Origin of the sequence: Chitinophaga eiseniae (genome assembly GCF_900167135.1) — a bacterium.
Taxonomy (GTDB): domain Bacteria; phylum Bacteroidota; class Bacteroidia; order Chitinophagales; family Chitinophagaceae; genus Chitinophaga; species Chitinophaga eiseniae.
In genome coordinates this window covers 540,790-553,373 of sequence record NZ_FUWZ01000002.1, presented here as the reverse complement: position 1 = coordinate 553,373, position 12,584 = coordinate 540,790, and the positions used below count along the sequence as shown (strand labels likewise).

At 51.9% G+C, this 12,584-nt stretch carries 5 protein-coding genes; 1 reads left to right on the top strand and 4 read right to left on the bottom strand.

Annotation, left to right across the window (positions count from 1 at the left end):
• Positions 1 to 4: 4 nt before the first annotated feature.
• The 4 genes from B5D63_RS11740 to B5D63_RS11720 form a co-directional block, all read right to left on the bottom strand.
• Positions 5 to 3,109: a SusC/RagA family TonB-linked outer membrane protein gene (locus B5D63_RS11740; RefSeq protein ID WP_200816990.1), complete on the bottom strand. Its 3,105-nt coding sequence runs from the start codon at positions 3,107 to 3,109 to the stop codon at positions 5 to 7.
• A 35-nt stretch (positions 3,110 to 3,144) separates the two neighbouring features.
• Positions 3,145 to 6,144 carry a DUF4955 domain-containing protein gene (locus tag B5D63_RS11735; protein WP_078668995.1) on the bottom strand — a complete coding sequence of 1,000 codons (3,000 nt, stop codon included), beginning with the start codon at positions 6,142 to 6,144 and terminating at the stop codon, positions 3,145 to 3,147.
• An 18-nt stretch (positions 6,145 to 6,162) separates the two neighbouring features.
• Entirely contained in the window at positions 6,163 to 7,533 is a 1,371-nt protein-coding gene (locus B5D63_RS11730) for an alpha-L-fucosidase (RefSeq protein WP_078668994.1), read from the bottom strand.
• Positions 7,534 to 8,205: 672 nt separating this feature from the next.
• Complete coding sequence (locus B5D63_RS11720; RefSeq protein ID WP_078668992.1) at positions 8,206 to 8,823, bottom strand: DUF6088 family protein; 618 nt, start codon at positions 8,821 to 8,823, stop codon at positions 8,206 to 8,208.
• Positions 8,824 to 9,404: 581 nt separating this feature from the next.
• Here B5D63_RS11720 and B5D63_RS11715 point away from each other — a divergent pair.
• Positions 9,405 to 12,551, top strand: coding sequence for a PQQ-dependent sugar dehydrogenase (locus B5D63_RS11715; protein ID WP_078668991.1), 3,147 nt, complete (start codon positions 9,405 to 9,407; stop codon positions 12,549 to 12,551).
• Positions 12,552 to 12,584: the final 33 nt, after the last annotated feature.

The window sequence follows — 12,584 nt, the reverse complement described above, 5'->3', positions numbered from 1 at the left end:
AGGTTTATAAAGTAAGGTTTACACCGAAGAGCATGGACCAGGTGGCGGGGGTATCTGCGTTGATATTGCCGGCAGATTCCGGATCTACGCCATGGTACTTGTTGCGGTAATCGGAGAAGAAGATGAAAGGGTCCTGAGCAGTTACGTATACCCGCAGGGACCGGGCTTTCAGCTTTTGTACAAAAGAACCGGGGACGTTGTAGCCCAGGCTCAGCGTCCTTATTTTCAGGTAGCTGCCGTTGAAGTAACCCAGGGTAGCGTTGTATTGGGTCTGTGTCCTGGACTGGTTGGGTTTGGGGAAATGATTTTCTCCGTTGTAAGGTGTCCAGTAGGGCACATTCAGGTTATTGTAGTTACCCTGGAAAGTGTTGGCAAAGCCGCCGCCATACAGTTTGCTGTTGAGCGTGCTACCGATGCGGGCATACATCACCACGGTAAGGTCAAAGCCTTTGTAGCTGAAGCGGTTGGTCATGCCTCCTTCCCATTTGGCTTGCGGGGAGCCAACAATGGTTTTGTCGGCGTCGCTGAAAGTGCTGTCGTTGTTGACGTCTTTCACGCGGATGGTGCCAATTACGGAGGAGTTGCCGGTTATTTTCTGTCCGTACCGTTGTGCGAGGAGCGAGTCTGACTTGTTATTCTGCCAGATGCCGACGCGCTGATAGTCGTAGAAGGCGCCGATAGGCTGCCCCACAAACCAGCCATTGGAGATGTCCTGCTGGATGCCGTTGTACAGCTCCGTGATTTTGCCCCTGTTGATGAAGAAGTTGAGGTCGGACGTCCAGGTGAAGTCACCGTTGCCCTTACCTTGTATATTGACTGTAGAGAGATGAATATCGACCCCTTTGTTTTGTGTTTTGCCTACGTTGACCAGCACGTCGCCGGGGATGCCGGAGGTGCCGGGCAGGTGGAGTGGTAGCAGCAGGTTGCTGGTTTGTGCGGAATACACTTCCGCGCTACCGGTGATACGGTTGTTAAACAATCCGAAATCTACCGCGAAGTTGGCGGTGGTAGTGTATTCCCATTGCAATCCTGCATTGGGTGCGGTATTGATAAATACGCCGGTAACGTTGGTAGAGCCGTAGTTGTAATTAATACCTTTCAGTGCGCCGAGCGTCTGATAGGGATTGATGGCGGTGTTGCCGGTGCGGCCGTAGCTGGCGCGGAGCTTCAGGTTGGAGAACACCCGGGATTCCCGCATAAAATCTTCATTGCTGACGATCCAGCCTGCTGCGGCGGAGGGAAACCCTTTGAACTTGTTGCCGGGTGCGAGGCGGGAACTGCCGTCGCTGCGGGCGGTGAGGGTGAGCAGGTAGCGGTCTTTAAAGCTGTAGTTGAGGCGTCCCATGTAGGAAACGATGTCCCATTTGCTTTCGGAACCGCTGCCGGCGAGGTTGAGTCCGTAGGTGGCGTTGAAGTATTGCAGCTCGTCGGACAGCAGGGTGTTGTTATTGTAGCTGTTGGACTGGCTGCGGGATTCCTGCAGGCTATATAGTCCGGTGAAGTTGACGTGGTGTTTACCGAAGTGTTTATCGTAGGTCAGCAGGTTTTCCAGCGTGTAGTTTACGTCGGAACCGTACCTGTTTGCGCTGGTGTTGAGGCTGCCGAGGTTATCGGTGGTTTTGCTGCTGTAGAAATTGCCGTAGTTATCGCTTTTTATTTCCGCACCGCCGTTGAACCGGTATTTGAGTCCGGGGAGGATGTTCACGTCCAGGTAGGCGGTGGTGAAGGTACCGTTCCGTTTTCTTTTCTCTACGGTGGCGCCGGGGAGGAAATCGGCGAGCGGGTTCCATATCTGTTTCTGGCTGCCGGCGAGGAAGTCATTGATCACGACGCCGTTGCTGTCGTATGCGGGCGCCATGGGGCTGGCCCTCAGGGCTTGTCCCATGGGGTTTACGCCTTCGCCGGTGGTGGTAGAGAAGTTATTGAGCGAGCTGACGCCTATTTTGAAGGTATTATTGATCTGATGGTCTACGCTTACTTTCACGGTAAAGCGTTCGAAGGCCTGGCCGGGATAAACGCCTGTTTCCTTGTAATAGCCCGCGGAGGCGGCGAATTGTGTTTTTTCGTTGCCGCCGGAGATGCCGACCTGGTGGTTGGTCATGATACCTGTTTTATAGATCAGGTCTTGCCAGTCGGTGCTGTTGCCTTTGGCGAGTTGTCGTCTTTCTTCTGCGTCGAAGCCGTCGATGAGGATTTGCGGATCATCGGGGCCGCTGTATTTGAGCGGCTGGTCCTGGGTACCGTTCCAGTAGGCCCATTTCTTCAGGTCGGCGTATTGCCGGGCGTTCATAAGGTCGTATTTGCCGGAGGGTTTTACGAAACCGGCGTAACCGCTGTAAGTGACGACAGCTTTACCGCTTTTTCCGCGTTTTGTGGTGACGAGGATAACGCCGTTGGCGCCGCGGGAGCCATAGATAGCGGTGGAGGAAGCGTCTTTCAGCACATCTACCGAGGTGATATCATCCGGGTTCAGGTCGTTGATATCACCGTTGAACGGGATGCCGTCTACCACAAACAGCGGTGAGTTGCCTGCTTTGAGGGAGCGGGTGCCACGGATGAGGATGGTGGGTTTTGCCCCGGGTTTGCTGTTGCCGCCACTTTTTTGGATATCGATACCGGCGCCTTGTCCTTTGAGGATGGAGGTGAGGTTGGCGGCGGGGATATCGCGGAGTGCCTGTGCGTTGATGGAGGTGATGGAGCCGGTGACATCAGCGCGTTTCTGCGTACCATAACCTACCACTACCACTTCATTCAGTTCTCCTTTGTCTGTTGCCAGGGAGATGCTGACGTTGTTCATGTCTGTGTTTTCCACTTTCAGTTCCCGGGAGATGAAGCCGGTATAGGTGATTTTTATGGAAACGTTTGCAGGCACGTCTAATTTAAAAGTGCCGTCTACGTTGGTGGTAACGCCGCGGGTGGTACCTTTTACCACGACGTTGGCGCCGGGCAGAGGCTCTCCTGTTTGGGAAGTTACGCGGCCTTTGATAGTGATGGTTTTGTTCTGTGCATATAACGGGGAGGTATATACGCAAACAGACAATAACCAGCACATCATGAGAGAAAACAGGCGCAGGGGGTAGCCCTGCCATCCTGGGATCAGAAATTTCATAACGCTTAGTTTTTGTTGATAAAATGGATTATAGGTTAGTTGGTAATGTCCTTGCCATAAAGCCTTAATGCCAGTTGTGCTTCAAAAAGGGATGCGGGTGCGACGGATTGTCCGGGCAGCTCATTAATGCCTGCATGTTCGACGGTTACTTTTGAATCAGCCTGAAAGCCTGCCAGTATCGGTGTTGCGATGGTATAGTTCCTGCGGCGTTCCATATCCCAGAAATTGTAATGTTGGTCTTTAGCGGAGCTATGACAGAAGTTCCACAGCACGAGTTGTTTGCCATGATGCGGATGACCGGGTTCCGGTCCGCCCAGGTTGTAGTATACGCCGCCGCGGATATCATCAAACAAAGTGGCATAAGGTTGTCCGGAGTGGCTATCAAAATTCTGGTCGGTGCCGAGCGCGCATTGCGTGATGACGGTCCCTGCGGCGCTGTAGCCGGTGCCGGGGCCGTGATGCTGGGCGCCGTTGAAATAACATTGTTTGATCAGCACGCCGTAGCCGGTACGGGCATGTACGGAAGCATGACCTTTTTTTCCGAGGAAGGTCACATTCTGTACAGTAACCTGATAGCCGGCGCGGATGTTGATACCTTCGTTCCAGTCTGAAAACACGCAGTCGCGTATCCAGCTGTTTTTTACATATTCCATTCCTACAGCCTCCCAGGCGTAGTCGTGGACTTCATTTTTGTGATGCACGAAGTCTTCCGGATAATTTTTCCAGTTGCTGGAAAAGCGTATACCGGTGATGCCGCATTCTTCGAGGCTGTTATAGGTGACCAGTTCAAATGGTTTATTATCTACGAGATGGATGTCCAGGTGCAGAGGATTTTTAAAGGTGACGGTATGTCCATTTATTTTTTCGATGGTGTGTATTTCCTGTACCTGCATGCCGCCGTTATCGCCGAAAAGGCGTGTCCACTGGGGTTTCAACGGTAGCGGGGCGAAGTACCATTTCGTATAGGCTTCGCTGCGGTGCCTGATGATGACGTCCTGTCCGGGCTGGAGTTGGGATGCGTCGGCCACTTCTACGGAGAATGTTTCACGGGATGCATTGGCAGTAATGGTGGTCAGTTTTTGTTGCTGATTTTGCGCCGGGCGGAAAAGAAATTGCCGGCTGTTGATTCTCTTTTTATCCTGGTAGATTTCTGTGCCGCCTTCCTGACTGCCGCTGCCTTGCAGGATAATGTTACTGCCGGTGATAAGGATCTGTTTTTTGTTGTCTTCATCGGGAGCCAGCAGGTATTTCCCTTTTGGGAAAAAGACGATGCCTCCGCCGGGATTGGCTGCTGCTGCATCTACTGTACGTTGGATGGCTTCGTCGTCGTACCGGTCGTCGTTAGGAACGGCGCCAAATTGTGTCACATCAAACTTTTTCTTACCGGTCAGTTCGGGTAACGGTTGTTCTGAAAAATGATAACCGGCATAGGAGAAGTCGGGTAATGTGGGGACGGTATTATTTTTCCGGGCGGCCACAAATTCTTTCCATAGTGGAGCGATGGGTGGTGCGGCGGCTACGGCGCCATCGACTGTAATATTCCGGGCGGAGCCTTCCAGTTTCAGGAACGGTCCGGATGCGGGATGTCTGATGGCTTTCATTTCCACCATTTTGGAGTCTGCGATGCGCACCAGCGGCTCTTTACCGGTGTTGCCAGGAAGGGACCAGCTGGTGAGCTGTACCTGGTCGATGTCACGGGCAATTACCGCCGGCCGCGCTTCGGGCAGATCGCTGGTATAGGTGATACGATGGAATCGGATATTTTTAGCGTGGCGGACATACAGGGCGTAGGCTGGTATCTGTTTGCCAAACATTTTTATTTCGGGATAGTCGCGCTCCCGCTCTTCCAGGTTTACCTGCGCATCTGCAGCAGTCCCTTCACCGGGGATGTTGATGTGGATGTTGTCGAGCGTGATGCCGTCGATATAGTGGCCGGGGATACCGCTGATGAGCATGCCGGTCCAGGTGCCGTGTTTAACGGTTACGTTTTTGATGCTGATGTTGCCGATGCTGCCGACTTCCTGTCGGGCGTCGCCTTCGCGGAAAGTCTTCAGTCTGGAGCCGAGGCGGATAATGATGGGCATGTTCACCCTGTCCATTTTTACATCGCTGATGTTGATGTTACGAAGGTGTGCGCCATCTACAGAAAAAAGCTTGATACCACCTTCGCGGGCGAATGCCACATCGATATGGCTGACGTTTATATTTTCAAAGTTGCCAGCCGATTCCGTCCCGAATTTAATGGCGCCTTCACCTGTGTTGATTTTAATATTGCTGACGGTCACATCGCGGCAGGGATAGGGACTGGTGGTTTTAAAGCAGATAGCGTCGTCGCCGCTGTCGATATCACAGTGTCGGATCACCACTTTTTCGCAGCAGTCGATATCGATACCGTCGTTATTACCCAGTCCGCGGCTTCTGATGGTGACTTTTTCCGTTAAGATGTTTGTGCAATGGAAAAAATGCATGGTCCAGGCGGTGGGACTTTGCAGGTGTATGTCAGATACCTGTACCTGCCTGCAACGGACAAAGCGTACCAAGAAGGGCCGTCTTTCGTGGCCGCCGGAAGCTCTTACCAGTTTACCCTGGCCATCGATGGTACCTTTGCCGGTGATGCCGGTATTGTTTACGTCCACGGCGCCGATCAGGGCATAGCCCATTTGTTGACCGAGACCGTCTTTAAAGCCGTCTACGATCTGATAATCTTTGATATCCGGGCTACCGAGCAGGGTGGCGTTTTCTTCCACCAGAAGCAGTACGTTGTTTTTTAGCAGCAGTGTGCCGGTAAGCCATGTGCCTGCGGGTACGCGTACTTTCCCTCCGCCGTTGGCGGAGCAGGCGTCAATAGCTTGCTGAATAGCGGTTGTATTCAGTGTTTTGCCGTCGCCCACCGCGCCAAAGCGGGTGATATCAACGGTTTTTTTATCCATGGCAATGCCCATAGAGGCTATCAACAGCCAACAGAAAAGCTGTAGTAACAGGAAATTTTTCATAACGCTGTGGAAATAGAGAGACAGGCGGCGTCCGGTTCTCATCGGTTGCCACCTGTTTTTTTATAAAGTTCCGGTTGTTTCTACTTTGATGACAGTCGCAATCGTATCAGGAGCCTGAGCAGGTACGTTAATAACGAGTCCTTCCGCTGTGGAGGTAGTGTTGAGTTTTTTGCCGCCGGCGAGCAGCCGGGTGCTGTTGATGCTGTTTTTCAGACCGGGGATGACCAGTTTGCCATCAGTGGGCCAGTTAAATACATGGAAGTAGAGCGTGGTGTTGCTGCCTTTCACTTTTTTGGTGCAGCGTCCCCAGGGGAATGCGCCGAAGGGGCTGCCGTTGGTGGCGTAAATAGCTTCCCCGTTGACTTTCATCCACTGGCCGATGCCTTTCAGTCCGTCGATGCTGGGCTGTGGAAACTGACCCAGTGCGTCTGGTCCTACGTTCAGGAGATAGTTCCCGTTTTTGGAGGCGATATCTACGAGGTTCCTGATGAGTGTTTCCGTGCTTTTCCATTTGTGGTCGTAGCTTTTAAAACCCCAGGTGCCATTCATGGTCATGCAGGTTTCCCAGTCGCGGCCATCCAGTTCTGCCTGTGAAGGAATTTTCTGTTCCGGTGTTTTATAGTCGCCCGGAAAGTTGGGTCTTTTAAGCCTGTCATTGGTGATGATATTAGGCTGGAGTGACAGCACGGCCTGCAGTTTCTTTGCATATTCGTCGGTCATGTTGGTTGGCGTGTCCCACCATAATACAGCTACGTCGCCGTAGTTGGTGAGCAGCTCTTTCACCTGTGGCACCGCTACTTTATCTATGTATTCACCCATGGAAGCGCTGGTTTGCGCCGGGTCCCAATGGCCGGTATTGTCCTTTGTATAGGCGTCTATTTTAGCGGAGTCGGGATTGGCCCAGCCTTCGGAAGTTACCTTGCGTGCGGCAGCGCCGCCGGGGTTGTTCCAGTCCTGTGCCTGGGAGTAATAGAAGCCCAGTTTAAGGCCATATTTTTTACAGGCGGCCGCCAGTGGCTGAAGCACGTCTTTACCGTAAGGGGTGGCATCTGCGATGTTCCATTTACTGGCGGCAGATTTGAACATAGCGAAGCCATCGTGGTGTTTGGCTGTGATGACGATATATTTCATGCCTGCGTCTTTCGCTGCTTTTACCCATGCGTCTGCATTATATTTTACCGGGTTGAAGGATTGGGCCACCTGCTGGTAGTCCGCCACTGATATTTTACCGCGGTTCATGATCCATTCGCCGCCGCGGCCTATGGGCCGTCCCTGCCAGCTTCCCGCCAGCTGCGCATATACGCCCCAGTGGATAAACATACCGAAACGGGCTTCCCGCCACCATTTCATATGTTCGTCGTGCGCTGTTTGTGCGAAGATCGCTTGTGCAGCGCAGCAGATCGCCAGCAAAGAGAGGAATAGTTTTTTCATTACGTGATGTTAGTTGTTATAGGTGATGAAAATGATCGATTTTGGTGAATGGCCGGGCGTCTGGTGCCGGATGAATGGTTGATGTATAAAGCTTTTAGCGGATCACAACTACTGACAATATATCTTTTCCGTTCGTTTTACTGCAATCGTTTGCATTTTTATTGCAAAAAATAAGCGCTGAGCGCTTTTGTTTGATTTTATGGTGTTTGTTTTACGCTTATAAAGGTCGGAAATAAATCACCTGGTGAGTAAGCTGATTTTCACTTTTTGTTATGGTTTTTTCGCAATGTTGGTGAGGCTGGAAAAGAATAGCGTCACGAAGTATTTCTGAACTTTTCCAATATTGTTGCGAGCCCATCAAGTACTACTGCAAAATCAGGTATTTCTCCATGAAGCATGTGTGTTGTCATATATTGATAATCATTCTGGTACGAATCCAGCATGTGTGCCGAAGGAATGAAAGAAATCTCTTTTCTATCAACCTCCATCCTTTACTAAGGGAGGTGCCTCCTTTAAATACGAAACAGTTAGCGTAGGGCAATTGAAAGATTGCCTTTAGTGTCAGGGTTACCCACCAGTCTTTTTCGATAGCATTAGCCGATATTCCGCTTCTTCGCGCAGCTTCCATTAATACAGCTTTTTGTTGTTCTCTGGGCAGAGAAAGCCATCCGGTCATTTTTTCATAATAGTAAAAGGCTTGAATAAGTTAACAATAAAGTCATTGACTTTAGCCGGGGCCAACGACAGGTCGTGTTTTAGTTTTTTGGGATCTTCCTGCTCCAGCAGTTTTTTGATTTTATTTTTAGTGGCATCATCCACCTGGTGCAGTGCTGTTTCCTCCAGTGCGAGTATTACCAGGGAGCTAATCTTTCCTGTTCTGGACACTCGTTTCCGGGAGGTAGCTTTAAGTCTGACCTCTAGTTTTCTAATCTTTAATTTTCTGGGAGGACCGTCAGTCAGATATACCAGTTTGGTGGGTACCTGTGTGCTTAGGCCAAGCAGATTCAAGGCATTAGCGCCGGAGGGGACGATGCGGATTTTTTCCTTTTTGGCGATCATCCTGACCACATCTTCAGCTCCAGGGGTTAATTCTCCCAGTATGCTGTCGATTTTCGGCGTGTAATAAATGCCATGTGCCAAGCGCTTGATAGTACCACTACGTGCCATCCGGAACAACGCTTGTTTTATGGCTGCCCCGGTGCCAATACCCCGAAAGTCCGTAGGGAAAATAAGCGCCCCCGGTTTTTTTCTGGCTATCTGATCAGCGATTTGTGTATGGACTTTTTTCATTGCAATGAAAATACTTTAAAACTGACAATTCATCAAAAGAAAATTTAACTAAAATTTGAAAAAAGGTTACATTTCATTATTCTAATAATTTGATTATCAAATTATTAGAATAAATATTATTTATTATTAATATGATATATTGATATCCGGGTTTTTAGATGCCATTCCGTAAAAAAGAACCTCCTTTAAGTCCTGATGATTAATCCCGACGCTCCTTTTTTACTCATCGCCACAAAAACTATTTTGAAATCTGCAATCGTTTGCATAATTTAGAACTACAGCCAGGATCTGAATCGCCAAAAACACTTTGGAAACCATAGACCATTTGCAGCCTCGTACCTGAGATAATCCCGGAAACTACCCTGTAGCCAAGTGTTGTTGAAAACCCGTTTCCACCGTACCCTTTTATTGATCGTAAAAAACTAACGCTTTATGACATCCTCTTAATGCCATCAACGTCATGAGCAAGACTGCGCCCGTCTGCTCCTGAAATCATTTTAAAGTGTATAACAGTTACGGTTATACGCTAATGGGCGACCTATGTTTTCTGCACCCTCATTATCCACCTTTAAAGTTTTTTGATGATGAAAAAAAAATACGCAATACTCTTGTTATTGCTGTTGTCCGTCTCGACCGTCCTGTCGCAATCCCTGCCGGCCAATTTCCAGCGGGTACAGGTGGTGAACGGCATCAGCAGTGCCACTTCCCTGGCCTTCCTGCCTGACGGCCGCATACTGGTCTGCCAGGAAACAGGACAGTTGCGGGTGATAAAAAACGGCGCCCTCCTGTCAACACCAGCTGTTTCACTGTCGGTCAACAGCAGCGGGGAACGTGGTCTTATCGGCATCGCGGTAGACCCTGCCTTCGCCACCAACCACTACATCTACCTGTACTACACTCATACCTCCGGCCCGCATAACCGCGTCAGCCGCTTTACGATGAACGGCGACGTGGCCGGCTCCGAAACGGCCATCCTGGACCTGCCCACCCTCAGCGCTATCTACCACAACGGCGGTGGCCTCTCTTTCGGCAACGACAACAAACTGTATGTTTCTGTAGGAGATAATAAGGTAGGTAACAATGCCAGCAATCTTGACAGCTACATGGGCAAGGTGCTGCGCATCAACACCGACGGTTCCGTGCCGTCGGGCAACCCTTTCAGCGGCGGCGCCCAACGCAGCCGCGTATGGGCGTACGGGTTACGGAATCCTTTCACCAACTCCATAGACCCCGTGACAGGCAAAATCTTCATCAACGATGTAGGTGAATCCACCTGGGAAGAAATTAACGACGGCACCACCGGCGGCCGTAACTTCGGATGGCCCACCCAGGAAGGTAACTGCACCAGCGGCTGCTCCGGCTTCACCAATCCGCTGTACCGCTATAGCACCAACCGCGACGGCTCCCCACCAGACGGCCAGGGTTGTGCCATCAACGGTGGTACTTTCTTCAACGGCGCCATCAGTAACTATCCGGCTACCTACAACGGGAAATACTTTTTCCTCGATTACTGCGGCGGCTGGATCAACTATATCAACCCCGCTTCTCCTACCCGCACGGCTTTTGCTACCGGCCTGGGCGGCGGGATGACCTACCTCAAACAAGGCCCCGACGGTAACCTGTACTATCTGAGCCGCAATAACAACGCACTGTATAAAATTGTGTATACCGGCACACAGCCGCCGGTGATCACCACACAACCGCAGCCGGTCACCGTACCACAGGGACAAACCGCTGTCTTCAGCGTGACGGCCGTCGCCAATCCTGCGCCCACCTACCAGTGGCGTAAAAATGGCAGCAATATCAGCGGAGCTACTGCGGCTTCCTATGCCATCGCCAATGTGCAACCGGCAGATACTGGCCTCTACAGCGTAGTGATCTCCAACAGCGCCGGCAGTACTACCAGCAACAACGCCCGGCTGACGGTCTCCGCCCCAAACACCCTCCCGGTAGCCACCATCACCGCACCGCTGAATAATGCAAAATTCCGTGCAGGCGATACCGTTAGTTTTGCAGGCACCGGTACCGATGCGGAAGACGGCACGCTGCCGGCCAGCGCTTTCCACTGGTGGGTGGACTTCCATCATGCCAACCACGTACATCCGGGACCACAGACGCCGGACAGCGTGAAAAACGGCAAATTCGTCATCTCCGCTGAAGGACACACGGAAACAGATATCTGGTATCGTATATACCTCTCCGTTAGAGACAGCCGCGGTGAGCAGGACACCACCTACGTGGAACTGTTCCCGGTAACTTCCCATCTTTCCCTGCAGACACAACCCGCAGGCCTGCAGATCAGGCTCAATGACATTCCCTTTACCACCCCGTATAGTACCCCTGCTTTATCGGGCATGGTGCGGCCTATGGAAGCCCCGTCTCCACAAGTGCTCAATGGTGTCACCTATATCTTTGACCATTGGGCACACGGAGGCAACCGGGTACAGAACATTACTGTTGCCGACAACGACACTACCTACACGGCCGTGTTTAAAGCCGCTCCGGCTGCCACACTGCTGAAACCCACGCAGGACGCCTACGTCCGCGACGGTACCAATGCCGGCACCACCTGGGGCGTAAGCGACTCCACATTCCTCATTACCAAGATTGCACCGGCTGGCCAGCTCAACAATGGGCGGGAAGCCTACCTGACCTTCGACCTTACGAATGCGGCCAGCAGCGTGTCTTCCGTGGTATTGCGGCTGTACGGACGTGTAGACGGTACCGTGGCTACCAGCGTTCCGGTAGGTGTTTACCCGCTGAGCAACACCACCTGGACGGAGAAAACCATTACCTGGAATAATAAACCGGCATCAGGCAGCACCCTGCTGGCATCTACCGTGCTCACGAACGATACGGCACGCTACTACACCTGGGACGTGACCAGCTACGTACAGAACGAACTGGCCGCCGGCAGGAAGAAAATTGCCTTCGTCATGAAGAGCCAGCAGGCACACGATCCGCGTATCTTCCTCAATTCAAAAGAAGCCGCCGCCAACCCGCCGCAACTGGCTGTCATCGGCGATAGCAGCGGTCCGGGCCCCGTATGCGTTCCCGCACAAGCCAGCGGAGACGATGGCAACGTAGCCGCCAACGCCATCGACAGCGACCTGAACACCCGCTGGTCAGCCTCCGGTGAACAGTCTATCTGGTTCTGCCTTGGCAGCAGCAACACCACGATAAATGGTGTAGATATCGCCTTCTATAAAGGAGATACCCGCCGCGCTTCGTTCGATATACAGGTGAGCACCGACGGTACCTCCTGGACCAGCGTAGCAACGGGCCTGCAAAGCAGCGGCACCTCCGCCGGCTTTGAATCATTCAATTTCCCGGCTGTAACGGCCAGGCATGTACGAATTCTGGGGCATGGCAATAACGTCAACGCGTGGAACAGCTACTCGGAAGTGAAATTTAAAACAGGGACAGCCCTCGCCGCCAAAGAAACCGGGCTGGCGGTGATGAACGCTTATCCAAACCCGGCCAGCTCCGTGGTGACAGTGACCTTCCAACTGCCGTCCGACGGACGTACCACACTGGGCGTATATGATCTGGGCGGTAAACTGGTACAGCTGCCGGTGAATGGCCAGCTGGCCGAAGGTACCCATACGAAGACCATCTCCGTATCAGGACTGCCGGCAGGGATGTATTTCCTTAAACTGGTGCACAATGGCAAAGTGATGGTGAAACGGGTGATCGTAGGCAGCAATGGCATGCATACTGACAGATAACAGATAATCCATAACGCTTAACAGAAAAGCCCC